Here is a 16,409-nt window from a genome sequence, read left to right as displayed (position 1 = left end):
GACGTCCAACGCCTCGCTTACGGGCCCTGGGGCGGGGAGACTCATACGCAGCGGCCGTTCTCTTGAGCTTCGTGACTCGACATCTCGAAGCGTGGAGAACGGCCGCGTCCGCTGTCCCGGGAAGAACCGCAGATCAGCAGGTCGAGTGACAGGCGAGGTTAAACGCCAAGCTCAGGGCATCAGCGCGTGCCGGTCTGTGGGCACGTGGGCCGTGCCGTCGGCGAGGCCTGGGCGTGCGATGAACGCAGCGGCCGGAAGTAGTGGGTGACCGCCCAGACGGCGATTCGGCTGCCGGCCTGGCACCCGGCCACATCCGCGGAGCGGAAGTGGATCCCGGCCCAGACGCGGGCGTTGATCATGTCCTCGTTGAGCCGGTCGGCGTATTCGTAGTGCCGTGTGGTGCCGGTGGCCTCGGAGAAGAGGGTGAGGTCGAGGCGTGTGGTGCCGAGGAGTCCGCTCAGGGTCCGGGTCACGGCGCCGGCGACCGCGGTATGGCCGCTGATGTAGTCGGGGTGCGGTGGCGTGACGAGCAGCGGCTGCCACTGCGGGTCGGCCGCGGTCGCGGGGTTGCCGTCGGTGTCGGCCAGCTGGATGGCAGTGATCGGCCGCCAGCGTCCGTAGTGGAATTTGGCGTTCCAGGAGGCGACGACGGCGTCGGTGGCCGAGGTGTTCGCCGCGGCGAACAGCCGTGCCGTCTCAGTGATGCCCAGGTGGTGCCGAGCGGTGTAGTCCCGGAGCGCCGCTTGGATCTGCTCCGCCAGATTGCCCCCGAAGAACAGGGCGGTCTCGGTCTGGAACGCGGTGCGGGGCGACCCGGTCTTCGCCCCCATGGTCCGCACCTCATTCACGTCCCGGGCGTAGCGGGCCGAGGACAGCGCGGGCGGGGCCGGGGGACGGAACTGGGCCGGGGAGGTGAGCAGCATCGGGCGCAGTCTGCCGAGCCAGGGGTCGATGAAGGGCTGGTGGTCGGGTGGGGTGGGTCGCCAGACGCCGGGCGCGGGCGGGGCGGTGAACTCAACCGGTGCGTTCCGGCCGTCGCCTTCGCGCAGGTCGATGAGGTGCTTGGCGGCCCGTTCCCCGAAGGCCACGCCCTGCGTCTTGGCGCTGCCCTCGGGGATTTTGGCGAGGGATTCGGCGTAGGCGGCATCGAGCGGGGTCTGGGAGGCGGGGAAGTAGGTGACCAGCACGCGGTGGGCCGCGGCCACGGCGGCCGCCTCGGGCGAGGCGGCAAAGGGGCCGCGCGCCTGCCACTTGTAAGGGGCGTAGTCGCCCCGGATGCCCACCACGGCGTTGTAGACGGCAGCCGAGACGAACCCGTGCCAGATGGCCACCTGGCCCGAGGGGCGGGTCGCGCCGAGGTTGGTGCCGATGGTCTCGGTGGCGATCGTGTTCCATGCACGGATCGCGGCGGGGTCCGCAGCGGGCGGCGTGTGGCTGCCGGCGGCGGCTGCGGGGCCGGTGAGGACCGTGACGAGGAGAAGGAGAAGTGACATGACGGCGCCTACGGCAGCCGGTCTGCCCGAACTGGAAGCATGCATAACCGGCATAACCGTCACACGCGCGGTTGGTCACGCAGATGTGGTTCCCCGGCGCTGACGCCGCCGGGGCGGAAGGTCGGGTGCGTAGGCCGGCAGTTGGAACACGGTGACACCATCGAGCAGTTTTGGATAAGCCACCGCCTGGGCGGCTTCCCGCAGGCTCATGTCGGTGCCATAGAAGTGGTCGGTGGGCTCCTGGGTGAAATCGGTGACGCCGCGCGCCTTGAGGGTCTCGTACAGCCCCCGGGCATCGTCCGTGTTGAGGACGAGGCCGCCCAGGGCGCCCTTCGTGATCAGCTCGCGGACCCCAAGAGGGCCGCAGTAGGCGGGAAATGGAATCGTCCCCGTTCACCGGGGCGAGGATGTCAATTGTCGTGCTTCGGTGTGTCGGTTGAGGGTGTCCCAGCGTCGTTCGAAGTAACCGGGCGGCCCGGGCGGTGCGGCCAAGGACCGCCCCGCGTGTCGACTCCGTCGGGGTGTGTCGGCGGAGTCCTGCCCGACCTGCAGCGGCGGCGGGTCGAGCGTTCGATGTTCCTAATGCGGGAGACCGACCGCAGCGTGGTAGCGGTGTGGCGTCTCTCCGAAAACGGTGCGGAAGCAGCGGCTGAAGTGCGCCGGTGAGATATGGGCCACCGACGCGATAGCGCGAACGTCGAGCGGCTCGGCGTAGGCGCGGTCCATCGCGTCGCGGGCGCGGAGCAGGCGCCGGTTCAGACTGCGCGTCTCAGCCCTGGATGTACCGGTCCGCCTTCACCTGACCGCAGACATGAAGGAGTTCATTGACGCGAACGCCGACTGGCGGACGCGGATGGGGTGGAGAGCGCGGAAGGCCCGGCCGCGCTGGGCGGCCGGGCCGGTAGGGCGCGTCCTGGCGTTGCGGGGCTACAGGGCGGGATTCCTGGGGCTCCAGCGGTCCAACGCTGTGTAGGCGGGCTTCCATTGGGAGGCGAAGGTGGCGCGGGCGGGCTCCGGCAGGTTAATGGACCGTCATGGAACCGGACGCTGGGGACTGCGTTTTGTCCGGGAGGCTTCAGAATCCGATGGCCTCGCGGAGCAGCAGGACGGTGCCGCGCCCGGGTTCGGTTTCGGCGTTGAGGATGAGCACGCGGTTGAGGGCGCTGGGCTTCCCGTATGCCTTCTTGGCGCGCTCGTTTTCCAGCGGGAGGCAGTGCTCTTCGACGCGGCGCAGCGCGGCGGGCAGGTCGGGAACGATCTTCTGCGCCCCGACGACCCAGATCGCGCGGGCGGCGGCGCCGGCGTAGCCAGGCAGTTGGCTTCCGCTGGCGGAGCCGGCCACTAGGGAGCCGGTTTCGGTGACCGCAGCGACGCTGCCCACGATGAAGTCGGGGACCGACAGCGCCCGCCAGATGTCATTCCGTTGGGTGGCCCGGTCCATGCGCACCCCGCGTGCTTTAACGGAGTCGTACCGCTCGCTGGTGTTGATGTCGTCATCGATGCCGGAAAGGCGAAGCGTCTCGCTGGCCCCGGTGAATACGGCGGCGCCCTCGGGGATCAGCATCTTGGATGCGGGCTCGCGCGGCGGGGACGTCATCGAGAATCTCAACGGCGAAGCCGTGTTCCGTCAGCGCGGCGGCCGCCCGCTCCAGGCGCTGCGCGGGCGCGGGGTCGGTGAACAGCGGTGTCGGGATCGGGGTGGTCATGGTGTCTCCTGTTCGCTGGATGGCGTGCTGGGGTCTTCATCAGTAGGAAGGGACGAAGCGGTAGGCGCTGTTCTGGGACGGCCAGCGGGTCGACACGCACCTCATGGCGATTCGCCGACGACTGCTGGGAATCGACGGGACCGTAGAACGCCAGCCCTCCATCCTCAGCAGCGGTCTACAGCTCCCGCCGAGCGGACGCCGACGGGTCAGCTGATCTCGAGGTTGGCCATCATTCCCATGTCTTCGTGTTCCGCGTTGTGGCAATGGAAGAGGTAGCGGCCGCGGTAGCCGTCGAAGCGGGCGATGATCTCCGCCGATTCGCCGGGCCGCAGCGCGATGGTGTCCTTCAGGCCCGCGTCGTGCGCGAGCGGTTGCCTCCCGCCGCGGGAGAGCACCTGGAAGCCGACCAAGTGCAGGTGGACGGGGTGGTGGACGTCGGCGATCAGCCGCCATACCTCGATGTCGCCCAGGCGGACGGTAACGTCGGTACGGGCCGGGTCGAACGGCCGGCCACCGATCAGCCAGCCGCGGCGGCCATGCATGTGCCCGGCGCGGAAGGCGAACTCGCGTACCTGGACCGCATCCGACCGGCGCAAGGACGGCAGGTCGCGGGCGAGGACGGGCGGGACGCGGCTGTCGTCGGCGGCTTTGCGGACGACGCGGAAGGCCATCACGTCGCGGGTGCGGCCGGAGCCGAGCCGGTTGCGCAGGCGCACCAGGCCGCCGACGGGGACCTGCGCGAAGTCGACGATCAGGTCGTAGCGTACGGCAGGGGCAATCGGCAGGGACCGGTGGGTGACCGGCGCCGCCAGCAGGCCCTGGTCGACGCCGATCTGGACGAGGTCGAGCCGGCGTCCGTCGTCGGTGACGGCTTCGAGCTCATAGTGCCTGGCGTTGGAGGCGTTCAGGACGCGCAGCCGGTACCGGACGGCGTCGACCTCGTGCACGGGCCAGGGGGCACCGTTGACCAGGATCACATCGCCGAGGACTCCGGCGAGGAAGGGCTCGCGGATTCCGGGCCGGTCCCGCAGGGTGGGGTCGATGGCGGGGTAGCGAAGGTTGCCGTAACCGTCGAACGCGCGGTCGGCGATCATAAGCGGCAGCTCACGCGGACCGGCGGGCAGGCCGAGCGCCTCTTCCGCGTCGTCGCGCACGAAGTGCAGCCCTGCCAGCCCCCGCCAGATCGCGGGTGCGGTGAAGTCCATCCGGTGGTCGTGGTACCAGAGCATCGTCGGCCGCTGGTCCGTCGGGAACGTGTAGTCCCGGGTCAGCCTGGTCACCACCGCTCGCGGGTCGCGCATCCCGGCCATGCCGGTCACGCTCGGGTCGGCCAGGGAGTCCATGCCGTTCATCCCGGGCATGTCAGGCATCTGATGTACGGCCGATGTCCCTCCGGCCGGGCCCCGCCAGCCATCGGGTAAGACCAGATCGGTCGGATACCCGTCGGAGCTCGGCGTGTTCCGTCCGCCGTGCAGGTGTACAACCGTGGGGACGGGGAGCTCGTTGCGGTGCGTAATGGTGATCGGCCGGCCGCGCCGCGCCTCGATCGTCGGCCCGGGAAACGTCCCCCCGTACGTCCACATCGGTGTCCTGGTACCGGGCAGGATCTCCACCGTCGTCTCGCGCTGCGTCACCTGATACCGGTCGACGCCGCCGGCGGTACTCACCGGCTTCAGCACCGAAGGAAGCGGCAACGGCGCGCGGTACGCGGGCGGCAGCGGAACGGCGCTGCGCAACTCGGCGCCGGTGGCCGCCGGTCGGCGGGACAGCGCGGCCGCGGTCGACAGCCCGGTGGCCGCTGTCAGCCCGAGCGCGCGGGGGGCTTCCCCTGAAGCGCGGACACCATTTGCTATGCGGCAGCGGCCAGCGTAACTGATCGCTGTTCGACGGCGATCGGGCTGATGTAGCCAAGCCCCGAGTGCCTGCGTCTGGTGTTGTAGCGGGTGACCCACCGGAACACTGCGAGACGGGCCTCACGCGCCCCTGGCCAGCGTTTCTTCCTCTGCAGGGTCTCTCTTTTCAAGGTCGCGTTGAAGCTCTCCGCAGCGGCGTTGTCCGCGCTGGTGCCGACCGCGCCGCGCGAGCGGGTCACGCCGAGTCGGCGGCACGAGCCGCTTCTTGCGACGGTTCAGCTCGGCGGGCAGGTCGGTGTCCTTGCCGTCGGGACCGAAGGCTGGTCCTCGGCGCTGTCGGTGGCTTCGGCACCGGCCAGCAGGGCGGCGGCTTTGGCCTCAAACTCGGCGATCTCGGCTTCGACTCGCTCTTCCTTGTCGATCAGCCGACCGTAGCTCATCGCCTTGTGCTTGGAGGCGTTGGCCTCCAGCCTGGTACCGTCCAGGGCGACGCGACCCGTCTTGACCAGGCCGAGCCTCTGTGCGAGGTGCAGCGACTGCGTGAACAGGTCGGCGAGCGCGTCCAGGTGACGGCGGCGGAACCGAGCGATCGAGCGGTAGACGGGGGCCTGGCCCGGCGAGGTATCGGAACGCGATGTCGTCGGCGCACCTGCGCTCGATCGCCCGCGAGGAGCGCACCCCAGTGGTGTAGCCGTATATCAGCAGCCGCAGCATCGGCCGCGGATCGTAGGGCGGGTAGCCGCGCTTGTCGGTGTAGTCCGCCAGGACCCGCTCCCAGGTCCAGCACCTCGTCGGCCAGGTCGGCAACGAACCGGGCCAGGTGGTCCTGGGGCAGCCAGTCGTCCGGCGACGGGGGCAGCAGCAGGACCTGGTGCGGGTCGAACGCCCTGAACGTCTTGTCCACCGCCGCCCCACCGCCTTGCGACTGCCTCTTCTCAACCGGCTCGATCTCGAACAGCCCATCCCCACCACGCATACCGGTGTCATCGCGCATGAATGATCACGAAATGCAGGGGGTCAGCTGCTGGGATACGCTCCCGCCAGGATCAGCCCGACCTGTGACCGGCGAAAAAGGGTGGCGACAGGCCTGATGACCGGGTAGGAATGGCGCCATGAGCACCTCCGCGCGCCTGCCTGCCTCCCGGAACCCCGCCGACCGGCGGGCCTTCGTCCGCACCACGCTCGACCTGGGCGATGTGCTGCTGCACCCGTGGGGTCGGGAGGTCGCCGAGCCGGAGACGATGCTGGACAGCTTGATCGCCGCCGCGGCGGACCCGCTGATCGCCCTCTGGAACCCTCTCGCGACAGCCGACCGCAGCGATGCCCTGGTATGGCTGGAGTCTCGCGAGGGAGGCTGGGACCGTGGTGCCAGCGCCTCCTTCGCCGTGCTGACCGCCACCGACGGCGCTTTGCTGGGCAGCGTCACTCTGCGCTGGGTCGACCGTGCGGACGGCCTGGCGATGATCGGCTACTGGACGTTGCCGGCTGCCCGCGGACGGGGTGTGGCCACCCGGGCAACGAGGGCGGTCACCAGCTGGGCCTTCCGGATGGCCGATGCCCGCCGGATCGAGATCGCCCACGCAGTCGGCAACGAGGCCTCCTGCCGGGTGGCCCACCGTTGCGGCTACCTCCCCGAAGGCACCCTGCGCGACTCACACCGCTTCGGCGATGGGGCATACCACGACGAGCACCTGCACGCCCGCCTGGCCACCGACCCGGACCCGACCAACCCCACGGGGGAGCCGACGGTGTACGGCAACCCGACCACCGGACAGGCAAGCGACACGTCACGGTAGCCGGGCGAAGTCCTCGCCGCAGAACAACTGCCGGCCTGCTCGTTACTGACCCACGCTCCTAGTCCTCGTTGAGTGCCTGGCCAGCCTTTTCAGCCGCCCCGAGTGGGCCCTGGCGTCACCTTCGCCAGAACAGGCGGTGCGGCACGCCGCTCGGGCTGGGCACGACCTCCAGGTGGAACCGGTCGAGCAGCTCATCGGGGGACCCCCAAAGGCGTAGTCCGGACACGAGCTTTACCGGCGAGACCGCCACATGCATGGTGTCGACGAGGTCGGCGTCGAGGAACTGCCGGATGGTGGTGACCCCGCCGCCGAGCCGGACGTCCTTGCCCTGTGCCGCGTCCCGCGCCCGTTCGAGGACCGTGGCCGGGTCGCCGTCGACGAAGTGGAACGTGGCGTCGGAGAGCGTGAACGACGGACGCTTGTGGTGGGTCATGAGGAACACCGGCGTGCGGAACGGCGGCTCCTCCCCTCACCAGCCGCGCCACTCATGGTCCTGCCGGGGACCGCGCTGGGGCCCGAACTTGTTGCGGCCCATGATCTCGGCACTGATGTTGCGTGCGAAGTCTCGCGTGAAGTAGTCGTCGAGGCCCCGGCTCCCGCCGGGATCCGTGCGCATGGGCCAGCTCGCCGTGGCTCCGGCCCAGGCGAACAGCCTCTCGGGATGGTCGTGGCCGAACGGCCGCTCGAGACCCTGGTGCTCACCGGCACCGATTCCGTCACTCGAGACGTTGAAGTTCATGACTCTCAGCAGTTGATCCACGTGTTTCCTCGTCAGGCCCTGTCGCGTCATCGTGTGGCGAGGCGCCGCACATCAAGACGTCGAACGGGACGTGGCCGGATCGACAGCGGCCCGCAACTTTTTCCAAGGCGCGTCAGGAAGCGGCCCCGCCGGCGGTGCGTACGGACAGACGCGGACGCTCGGGGGTTCAAAGACGGGTTCTGACCGAATGAACTCTGCCACGGCGGCGAAGACGTGGAACACGAGGCGCCCGCCCTGAGGGGTCGTGTCGAGCGCCTCGTGAAGCGAGGTGAAGCCGATGCCTCGCTTGCGCAGGCCGGACACGAGCGCGATGAGGCCTTGGATGGAGCGGCCGAGCCGGTCCAGCGACGGGACAACGAGGGTGTCACCCTCGCGAAGGTAGTCGAGGGCCTTCCGCAGTTCCGCGCGTTCTTGCCGGACTTCTTGTCGGCGAAGATCCGGATGCAGCCTGCTTCGGTGAGGGCATAAATCTGTCGGTCGAGCAACTGTCCCTTGGCGGACACTCGTGCGTTACCCCACGAGGTCGCCGGTTCGTTGAGCCGGGACAGCGGCATGGAGATCGACGGTGTCATCGTCGCCCCTTAAGTTCTTGAGCACGCCGGCTTTTTGACACGGTTTCTTACGCATGATCCGACGTCGAGTCGGCCGTGAGTAGCCACTTACTGATCTTGCTCAAGGATCGGTCGCTTTCTGGCCGCGCGCCGAAGCGGGGTTCGGGATGGGCATTCGAAAATGGATGGACAGCCCGAACCCAAGATGCAAACATATGCCGCATGAAGCATGATCATGCATTCGGGCAAGGCTCTGATTCCTTGGCGTGGCCGACAGGCTTCCGGGCCTACACAGGCCATGGCGGACTGCGCGAGCACGGCGACGACATATCAATCGTCGCGTCGGACCGGCCGGCCACCAGCGCCGCGCTGTTCACCCAGAGCCTCTTCGCGGGACCCGCCGTAGTCCTCAGCCGTGCACATGCCGCGGGACAGAACCTGCGTGCCGTGACAACGCTGGCGCAGAACGCGAACGTCGCCACCGGGCGCCAGGGCGACGAGAACGCCGCCGAGGTCGTCCGCCGTGCCGCCGGGATTGCGGGCATTCCCGAGGACGAGGTACTCATCGGCTCCACCGGCGTCATCGGACGCCCGCTGCCGATGGACACCATCCGTACACACTTCGACGAGACCGCCAAACGCGGCCTCGCGGTGTTCACAGCCGGACCGCTGGATGTGGCGCGCGCGATGATGACCACCGACACCCGCCCGAAGACCGCCGTACGGGCCGTTGGGCAGGCCCGCATAGTGGGCATCGCCAAGGGTGTCGGCATGCTGGAACCCAACATGGCCACGATGCTGGCCTACGTGTTCACTGATGCAGACATGTCCCCGGCCGACCTGGACAGCGCATTGCGCCAAGCGGTGGATTGCACGTTCAACTGCCTGAGCGTCGACACCGACACCTCCACCTCCGACACAGTGGCGGTCATCGCCAACGGTGCCGCAGGACCAGTCGATCCGGCGGAGTTCTCCGGCGCCCTCGCCGACCTGTGCCTGGACCTGACCCAGCAGATGGCCCGTGACGGCGAAGGCGCCACCAAGCTCATCCGCGTCACGGTCGCCGAGGCCGGCGACCACGGACAGGCCAAGCGCATCGCCAAGAGCGTGGTGAACTCCCCTCTGGTCAAGACCGCCGTCCACGGCGCCGACCCCAACTGGGGTCGAGTACTGATGGCCATCGGCAAGAACACCGACGACACCGACATCGCGCCGAGCAACGTCACCGTGAGGTTCGGCGGCATCGAGGTGTACCCCGAAGAGCCCGAGACCGACACCCTCGACAAACTCGCCGGCATCATGCGCCAGGACGAGGTCGACATCTTCATCACGCTCGGCCTCGGACAGGCCGAAGCCACGGTCTACGGCTGCGATCTGTCCGCCGACTACATCCGCGTCAACGCGGACTACACGACGTGACCGAGCCCGGCCGTAGCAACGGATCCCACACCGTTCTCGTGATTCCCCAGTGGCAAGGGTCGGCGGCACACAATCCTCAACGGCTGACTGAAGGTGCACACCGGCTGAGCACGCTGCTCCCCGCAGCGCGACGCACGGTCGTCGACATCGACCCCCGCCCCGGACAGGACCAGGACGGCGTACGCCACCTCGACATGCTGACCCACTCGCTGGAAGCAACCAGGGCCGCACTGGGCCAGAGCGGCGATGACACGCTCATCGCCGTGGGCGGCGACTGCGGCATCGAGCTCGCCCCTGTCGCCCGCGTCGTCGCGCGCCACGGCGACAGCCTGGCAGTCGTCTGGTTCGACGCCCACGCGGACCTCAACACCCCCGACACGTCTCCCACGGGGGGCTTCCACGGAATGGTGCTGCGCACCCTCCTCGGCCAGGGGCCGTCCCAGCTGTTGCCCAGGCCAGAGGAGCGCCTTTCCACCCGGAAGATCGTGCTCGCGGGCGCTCGTGCCCTCGATCCTGCCGAGCTGGACTTCATCGACTCCGAAGGAATCCGCACCCTGTCCGTTCAGGAGCTTCGGGAACCGGGCCAACTGGTTTCTGCGGTGGCAGCCACAGGAGCCACGCACGTATACATCCACCTGGACTTGGACGTGCTGGATCCTGAGCACTTCACCAGCCTGTCCTGCCCGGAGCCCGGGGGTCTGCACCCCGACCAGCTGCGCGCCGCCCTGCATGCGTTGACCAAGCGCTTCAACTTCGCCGGCATGGGGATCACAGAGCATGCCCCCGCCGCCGACGCAGCCAGCAGCGACCACGTTCTCCAAAGAATCCTCGACGGCACGGCTTTCCAGCAGCGACAGCCTGTACCGCTCGTTTGACAGACCCTCGAGTGGGTTGTCGAGTGGGTTGAGGAAGCACTCTCTTGCCGGAACCGCCGACGCCGCCCGGGGCCGCAACAACGGCTCTACCCAGGTTGCAGGACGGCCTCGATCTCCAGGATGATCTGGACCTTCTCCCCGAGGGCGACGCCGCCGCCGGGGATCGGGCCGTTGTAGCTGACACCGAAGTCCATCCCGTGCGATCTCACCGGTGGCGGTGAACCCAGCGCGGGCGCCTACGGCCGGGTCGGGGGCGAGCGGGTCGACACCGACGCCCTCGACCTCCCGCTTCAGCGGGACCGGCAGGGTGACGCCCTTGAGCGTCAGCTCACCCTCCACCAGGAAGCCGTCACCCGCAGACCTGATGCCGGTGGAGCGGTAGGCCATCGTGGGGTACTTGTCGACCTCGAAGAAGTCGGCGTTGCGCAGGTTCTCGTCCTGGTGGGAGTCGGCAGTGTCGATCGAGCTCATGTCGATGGTGGCGGTCACCTCGGACTCCAACGGGTCCGCGGCGGTGACGATACAGCCCCCGAAGCGGGTGAAGTGGCCGCGCATCTTGCTGACCATCAGGTGCCGGATGACAAAGCCCACGTGGGAATGGGTGGGGTCGATCGACCAGGTGCCGGCTACGTAGCCGGGGACCTCGATCAGGTCGGTGGACATGGTTGTTCCCCTGAGTCCTTCCGGATGTGATCGGGTCGGCGGTGCCGCTGTCACCACTGGCCGGGCCGGTAGTCCCCAGCGGGCTCAGGCTCGGGTCGGGCCGGCTGTGTCCTGGCTCGGATGGGGTGTTCATGGTGCGCTGGCTCCCTCGGTCGCATCTGCCCGCACCGGTTCGACAAGACAGCGCTCTGCATTGTGAGGCCGACACGCCGCTTCACCATCCGGGGGCGTCCAACTGTGCGGGCAGGGCGCCCCACCGTCCGCCACTCCCGTTCGCTGCGCTACTTGGGCGTACCGGCGTGGGGCGCGCTCGGCCCAACTCAAACTCTGACGGCTTGGGTTCTCATCAATCGGAAAGAATTGAACACAACGTTCCGGTGCGCCGCGTCGAAGGCCTGGTCCACTGCTCGGTGGGCTTCTCGTGTCAGGGACTCGACTGAGTCCTCAGAAAGGAATGACGAAAGCGCCCCGCCCGATCGGGCGGGGCGCTTTGCTGCGTCACTGGGAAAGGATCACTGCGGCCAAGCGCTTGCCAATACCAAGACCACTTCGGCGTGTCAAGTGACGAGTTTTCGCGACGTGACGCGGAGCTGCCTGGTCTTGTCTGCTGGACTCCGTCACACCTCTTCCGCGCCGAAACGGAGCATTCGATGAGGAGTACCAGAAAGATCGCGACATCGTTGGATGTCACTAAGCGGCCAGCGGAGGACAAAGCGAGATTGCTGGCGTGGCGGCGGAGAGTCATAGGAGTCATGTTGGCGTCGGGACTGAGCATCGTCGGCCTCACGGCGATCATCGGGTCCGCGTCAGCTGATGTTGGAGACAACTGCACAGTAGGAGATGCCGGACCCCAATTTTGTATCCATCTGTCCCCGCCGCCGGACGACCCCCCTCCGGATTACGAATTTTCCACGCGCCCATCGGATTTCCACCGCCCTCCTCCTGATCCCCCCGACAAGCCGGGCCCTTACCGCTGCGAGATAAATCCCAAGCTCAAGGTATGCCATGGGGAACCATAATGAAGCGGTTCCAGGGCCGGTTCGGTCGCAATCACGGGTAGAGGCAAGCCGCCCCTACGCTGCCTGACCCGCCAGCCGTCCTGTAAGTCCGATACCCGCATTCGTACCAAACCCAAGCGCCCTGCCTGGACCACTCCGGAGCAGGGCGCCTTCGCTGTGCTCAGATCGGAGATCCGTGCTTTCTCCTCTAGCACGGACTGTGCTGGCTCCGGACAGCAGCGAAATCGCCGACACGGAGATCACCCCGGATCAGCGGGATGCGGATGCTCAGCTGGAGCCTCGGGATGCGGCGAAGCCGAAGTCGCAGGTGCCGGTGCGGCGTGAGGGGTTGCCTTGGTCGGTGCTGTCGGTGGACTACCAGCGCATTCTCAAGGCGCTCGCGGACCGGGCCCGGCTCGGTCGAGGACCGCTGACCTGCCAGGAGATGGCCGCAGGGTTCGGCATGGACGTGGTGCCGGCGCGGGTGGAAGCACTGCGGTCGAAGGCGAAACGCCTGGTCGCGCAGCGGCTGGCTGGCCGAGCGGCAGCCGGGCCAGTTCACGCTCGCTGCGGGCGTGGCCGGGCCAGACGGCGCGTCATGAGCAGGCTCAAGGACGGCGGCACCGTCCGGCTGCGGACCAAGGTCACCCGCGGCGCCGGCTCCCGCACCGCCGCCCTGGCCATGGTCTTCAAGCTCGTCGAGTCCGCCCAGGCCCGGTGGCGGGTGGTGAACGCACCCCGCCTCGTCGCCCTCATCCGGGCCGGAGCCCGCTTCGAAGGCGGCCAGCTCATCGAACGGCTCCAGGAGCAGGCGGCATGACCGCTATCGGCCTGCGGCCGGCCGCCGCGCGGACAGCGAGTACTGCTTCCACCTGCACAAGGCCGCCATGGGCGCCTAGGTCACGGCCATCTGGGGCTGGGACGAGCAGACCCAACGCGACTTCCATGCCCGCGTGTTCGGCCCCGGTCGGTGGCAGATCATCACCGTCGACGGCGCCGATGCCGGCATGCTCCACGCCGAGCACCGGTCCACCCTTGCCCGGATCGAACTCCACCCCGACTACCAGGGCCGCGGCATCGGCAGCCAGCTCATCCACACTCTCCTGCAGCAGGCCCGTCGGCAAGGCCAGGACCTCACCCTGGACGTCCTCGCGGTCAACCAGCGGGCCCATGCTCTCTACCGGCGCATGGGCCTGCACGAAGTCGCCCGGCATGGCGGGAACAAGACCAAGATCAGGATGTCCACCAGGCCACCTCAGAGCGGCTCGATCCACAGATCTTGACAATGACTCGCGCTTCAGTTGGCCAGTGAGTATTCGATCTGGCCAGCTGAGCAGAGGTGGCCCTGTCTTCGCCTTCCGGGCGTTCACCTCACGAGCGGACTTGTGCGTACGACCGCGCCGAAAATGCGATGACCTGCGGTGACGGACCGTGGCATGGTCGTCGCATGTCCAACGACATCGCCTATCCCGTCTTCCGGACACCCGACCCCGCACTCGCCCTGAGCGTCGCGCGTCGCCTCATAGAGTTCGGCCGCTGCAAGTACTCCGCGGTCTCCGTGTACGCAGATCTCCGCTCCGTCGCCGAGGTGCGGCGGGTGGCGAAGGAGCTGCCCGAGGGGTGGTTTCGGGGGCAGGAGGCGTACGGAGAGTTCGACGGGGTGCCGTTGGAGGACCGGCCCGCGCTGGTCGTCGGCGTTCAGGAGGCCGGTCTGTCGGTCGACCCGGCCGCGTACGAAGGGCGGCTGCCGGTGGAGTGCGAGCTGCTCGACCTGCCGGTCGGCAGCATCGCGGACGCCTTCACGGCGGCGGTCGGTCCGAACAGGGGCGAGGTCAACTGAGAGGCGTTGCGCTGGCCGGACGCGGCCGAGCTGGGCTTTCACGGTGAGTCCAAGCATGCCGAGGTGACGCTCCTCTTCAACACTTCCACGCGTGACCTCGACGAGCCGGCCGACCACCACACCGTCCTCGTTCACGTCCGCAGCGTCAGCGTCGACGGTCGCCAGATGAGGGAGCCGTACGCGCACTGGCTCGCGAAGCAGGTGGGACTCACGGTCATCGGCCCCGGGCAGCGGTGCTGAAGCTGGCCGGGTCGCCCCGATGAGTTTCGGCGGCGACCGCCTATCCCTCGTACGCCCGCAGCGTCATGAGCATGATCGCCGAGGACAACCAGCACATGGGACAGGCGGCGTACATCCGCGGAGGCGTGGAGCGCCGCTGACGGGCCGGGATGGATGAGCTTCCCGCTCAACTGGCCCCGTGCCGACGCCTGGGCAGTCCAACGCGGCCACCCGGGAGTGCGACTGCCTGGCTCACCAGTTCGGGAACGCCGCCGACACGGGCCGTGTCCCCGTCCGGCCCGGACCATCCCCCAGTGCGTCCGCTGAGCCCCGCGCAGGTGTCCGGCGTCCGCGGCGAGGGCACCGGCGGCTTCGGGCTCGGTGGTGGCGAGCCGGGCCGCGAACGCCAACTGGTCGACGGCGGCGCCGGGGAACCACGCCCTGGCCGCCCCCCGCGCACCGCGCTCCGGCCGCTCGCCCCTCGCGCCGCGCCCCGCGAGTCGGCCGATGCCGCCAGCATCGGCCGCCGCGCGAACGCGACAGGGTTCAGCGGCGGCTTCGGTGTCGTACGGTTCCATCCCCGGGGCTCTTCTTCCCTGCGTCCGACATGGTTGGCGCCTTCGAAATGCAGGGAGAAGAGCCCCGCTCTCACTGGGAGTTGGGCGAACCGAAGGCCCGGCGGCGGGCCGGGGTGAACAGCCCCGGATCGTCCTCGTCGAGCCAGCCGCGCTCCACCAGCCGCTTCAGCTTGGACCGGGTGCCCTCGATCTCCCCCCGGTTCTCCCGCCGCAGTCGCCGCAGTTCTTCCTTCTCGTAGCTGGTCAGCGCACCGGCCGGGCCCTCGCCCCGGTCGACTTTGGCCTGCTTCACCCAGCCACGCAGCGCCTCGGGACTCACGCCGAACTCCCGGGCGACCTCGGTGATGTTCCGACCCCACGACCGGACCAGTGCCACGGCATCCCGCTTGAACTCCGGCGTGTACCGCTTGCTTGTGTTGCTCTTGCCATTCAACCTGGTTGCTTCCTCCGGGACCTATCCGTCCCAGTATCAGGCTGTCCAGATCAGAACTTCATGGGGTCAGGTCACCCCATGACGGTGTCGCCGTGGAGGAGGGCTTCTCCCAGAAGGCTGAGGGTGTGCAGGACGGCGCTGCCGGTGCGGGTGGTGGTGATCAAGCCAGCGTTGCGTAGGACGGTGGTGTGCTGGCTGGCGGAGGGCAGGGAGATGCCGACGCGGTTGGCGACCGTGGTGGTGGCGGCGGGGTGGCGTATGGCGGCCAGGACGGCCGCGCGGGTGCGGCCGAGCAGGGGACCGAGAGTGTCCGCGCCCCCGGCGGGCGGTTCTCCGGCGTGCATCGGGTAGATCAGCACAGTGGCTTCCTCGGGCCGGTACATCAGCGCGGGCCCGCCGAAGTACGAGGGGACGAGCACCAGGCCCCGTCCGCACAGGGGCACGTTGATGTCGTCGGTGCCGGGCCAGGGGATGTGCAAGGTAGGCGGCTCCCAGCGCCAGCAGGTGCCGAGTGTGACCAGCAGGGCGTCGACGCCGCCGCGCAGTAGTGTCTCGGCCCGCAGGGCCCGGTCGGCGGCGGCGCCGGCCTGGATCTGCGGCCACAGGTCGGCCAGGCAGGAGCTGAAGTAGCGCCGCAGATCCCTGGCCAGGTCCTGGCGTGCCGCGGATGCGCCCTCGGCCAGTTCCCGTAGCCGGCGGTTGGTGTGCGCGGGGGCGGGCAGCTGGGCGATGTCGGCTGCCAGTTGCTCAGCGGGCGTCTGTGCGGCCAGGGCAACGGCGGTGTCGAAGTCATCCGACGGCTGGAACAGGAAGTCGGGCAAAAACCTCTCTTGGGAGACCAGATCGAAAAGGATCCTGGCTCGGGCTGCCGCGCCGGTGCAGTACCGCCGGTGCCACTGCCCTGGACCGGGCCGCGTCCCGTGCCCGCCAGCCGGTCCGACGCGTAGGAGGCGCACGCTGAGCGCGGTCTCCTCCAGCGCGTAGGGGGCCATGAGAGTGATGTTGCGTAAGTCGGCTGCGGTGAACTGTAGACGCATCACATCGGCCGATCATGGCCTGACCTGACCTTTTTGGGCAGGCATGAAAGGCATAGCGGCCTGAACTCGCCCTACCGCAGACTGTCTCTCAGCGCCCCGGCTGAACATGCCGGTGCACAAGCTACCGACTGGGTAAGCCGCGTGCCAGCAGCGCGTAAGCGCTCGGCTTCAGGCTACTGACCAGCTTC

13 protein-coding genes and 8 pseudogenes are annotated in these 16,409 nt (G+C 68.6%); 8 read left to right on the top strand and 13 right to left on the bottom strand.

Annotation, left to right across the window (positions count from 1 at the left end):
• Positions 1 to 179 precede the first annotated feature (179 nt).
• From ACFY4A_RS39260 to ACFY4A_RS39230, 7 genes and pseudogenes are all read right to left on the bottom strand, one after another.
• A complete protein-coding gene (locus tag ACFY4A_RS39260) occupies positions 180 to 1,493 on the bottom strand; it encodes a vanadium-dependent haloperoxidase (RefSeq protein WP_390834100.1) in 1,314 nt (437 codons plus the stop codon).
• 606 nt (positions 1,494 to 2,099) lie between these two features.
• A pseudogene (locus ACFY4A_RS39255) lies at positions 2,100 to 2,219 on the bottom strand (helix-turn-helix transcriptional regulator); the annotation flags it as partial.
• 349 nt (positions 2,220 to 2,568) lie between these two features.
• Positions 2,569 to 3,057 carry an LUD domain-containing protein gene (locus tag ACFY4A_RS39250; RefSeq protein ID WP_390834099.1) on the bottom strand — a complete coding sequence of 163 codons (489 nt, stop codon included), beginning with the start codon at positions 3,055 to 3,057 and terminating at the stop codon, positions 2,569 to 2,571.
• A 348-nt stretch (positions 3,058 to 3,405) separates the two neighbouring features.
• Entirely contained in the window at positions 3,406 to 4,560 is a 1,155-nt protein-coding gene (locus ACFY4A_RS39245) for a multicopper oxidase family protein (protein ID WP_390834103.1), read from the bottom strand.
• Positions 4,561 to 4,644: 84 nt separating this feature from the next.
• Positions 4,645 to 4,812, bottom strand: a pseudogene (locus ACFY4A_RS39240) (multicopper oxidase domain-containing protein); the annotation flags it as partial.
• A gap of 236 nt (positions 4,813 to 5,048) precedes the next feature.
• Positions 5,049 to 5,306, bottom strand: a pseudogene (locus ACFY4A_RS39235) (integrase core domain-containing protein); the annotation flags it as partial.
• 1 nt (position 5,307) lies between these two features.
• Positions 5,308 to 6,010 (bottom strand): annotated as a pseudogene (locus tag ACFY4A_RS39230) (transposase); the annotation flags it as partial.
• A 154-nt stretch (positions 6,011 to 6,164) separates the two neighbouring features.
• Here ACFY4A_RS39230 and ACFY4A_RS39225 point away from each other — a divergent pair.
• The gene (locus tag ACFY4A_RS39225) at positions 6,165 to 6,848 is read left to right on the top strand and encodes a GNAT family N-acetyltransferase (RefSeq protein ID WP_390834098.1); all 684 of its coding nucleotides are present in this window, start codon (positions 6,165 to 6,167) and stop codon (positions 6,846 to 6,848) included.
• 115 nt (positions 6,849 to 6,963) lie between these two features.
• Here the strand turns inward: ACFY4A_RS39225 and ACFY4A_RS39220 are convergent.
• Positions 6,964 to 7,608 (bottom strand): annotated as a pseudogene (locus tag ACFY4A_RS39220) (dihydrofolate reductase family protein).
• A 51-nt stretch (positions 7,609 to 7,659) separates the two neighbouring features.
• Complete coding sequence (locus tag ACFY4A_RS39215) at positions 7,660 to 8,007, bottom strand: recombinase family protein (protein WP_390834102.1); 348 nt, start codon at positions 8,005 to 8,007, stop codon at positions 7,660 to 7,662.
• A 374-nt stretch (positions 8,008 to 8,381) separates the two neighbouring features.
• On the opposite strand from ACFY4A_RS39215, the gene argJ reads away from it, so the two are divergent.
• Together argJ and ACFY4A_RS39205 are read left to right on the top strand one after the other, a co-directional pair.
• Positions 8,382 to 9,578, top strand: coding sequence for a bifunctional glutamate N-acetyltransferase/amino-acid acetyltransferase ArgJ (argJ, locus tag ACFY4A_RS39210; protein ID WP_390834101.1), 1,197 nt, complete (start codon positions 8,382 to 8,384; stop codon positions 9,576 to 9,578).
• Positions 9,575 to 10,453, top strand: coding sequence for an arginase family protein (locus ACFY4A_RS39205; RefSeq protein WP_390834097.1), 879 nt, complete (start codon positions 9,575 to 9,577; stop codon positions 10,451 to 10,453). The genes argJ and ACFY4A_RS39205 overlap by 4 nt, the downstream gene beginning before the upstream one ends.
• Positions 10,454 to 10,539: 86 nt before the next feature.
• Here ACFY4A_RS39205 and ACFY4A_RS39200 read toward each other — a convergent pair whose 3' ends face one another.
• Both ACFY4A_RS39200 and ACFY4A_RS39195 read right to left on the bottom strand, forming a co-directional pair.
• Complete coding sequence (locus ACFY4A_RS39200) at positions 10,540 to 10,662, bottom strand: hypothetical protein (RefSeq protein ID WP_390834096.1); 123 nt, start codon at positions 10,660 to 10,662, stop codon at positions 10,540 to 10,542.
• A 46-nt stretch (positions 10,663 to 10,708) separates the two neighbouring features.
• Positions 10,709 to 11,020, bottom strand: a pseudogene (locus tag ACFY4A_RS39195) (YceI family protein); the annotation flags it as partial.
• Positions 11,021 to 12,418: 1,398 nt separating this feature from the next.
• Here ACFY4A_RS39195 and ACFY4A_RS39190 point away from each other — a divergent pair.
• The 5 genes and pseudogenes from ACFY4A_RS39190 to ACFY4A_RS39170 all read left to right on the top strand — a co-directional run.
• A pseudogene (locus ACFY4A_RS39190) lies at positions 12,419 to 12,716 on the top strand (hypothetical protein); the annotation flags it as partial.
• A gap of 20 nt (positions 12,717 to 12,736) precedes the next feature.
• Positions 12,737 to 12,934, top strand: a pseudogene (locus tag ACFY4A_RS39185) (IS256 family transposase); the annotation flags it as partial.
• 133 nt (positions 12,935 to 13,067) lie between these two features.
• On the top strand, positions 13,068 to 13,397 hold the full coding sequence (locus ACFY4A_RS39180) for a GNAT family N-acetyltransferase (protein WP_390834095.1): 330 nt from the start codon (positions 13,068 to 13,070) through the stop codon (positions 13,395 to 13,397).
• Positions 13,398 to 13,561: 164 nt separating this feature from the next.
• On the top strand, positions 13,562 to 13,954 hold the full coding sequence (locus tag ACFY4A_RS39175; RefSeq protein WP_390834094.1) for a hypothetical protein: 393 nt from the start codon (positions 13,562 to 13,564) through the stop codon (positions 13,952 to 13,954).
• Positions 13,955 to 13,960: 6 nt separating this feature from the next.
• Positions 13,961 to 14,194 carry a hypothetical protein gene (locus ACFY4A_RS39170; protein WP_390834093.1) on the top strand — a complete coding sequence of 78 codons (234 nt, stop codon included), beginning with the start codon at positions 13,961 to 13,963 and terminating at the stop codon, positions 14,192 to 14,194.
• 627 nt (positions 14,195 to 14,821) lie between these two features.
• Here ACFY4A_RS39170 and ACFY4A_RS39165 read toward each other — a convergent pair.
• The gene (locus ACFY4A_RS39165; RefSeq protein ID WP_390834092.1) at positions 14,822 to 15,184 is read right to left on the bottom strand and encodes a transposase; all 363 of its coding nucleotides are present in this window, start codon (positions 15,182 to 15,184) and stop codon (positions 14,822 to 14,824) included.
• Positions 15,185 to 15,255: 71 nt separating this feature from the next.
• Entirely contained in the window at positions 15,256 to 16,176 is a 921-nt protein-coding gene (locus ACFY4A_RS39160; protein ID WP_390834091.1) for an ArsR/SmtB family transcription factor, read from the bottom strand.
• Between the last annotated feature and the right edge of the window lie 233 nt (positions 16,177 to 16,409).

Source organism: Streptomyces sp. NPDC001292, assembly GCF_042896465.1.
GTDB lineage: Bacteria > Actinomycetota > Actinomycetes > Streptomycetales > Streptomycetaceae > Streptomyces.
The sequence above is the reverse complement of the archived record's forward strand: the minus strand, read 5'-3'. Positions and strand labels throughout refer to the sequence as shown.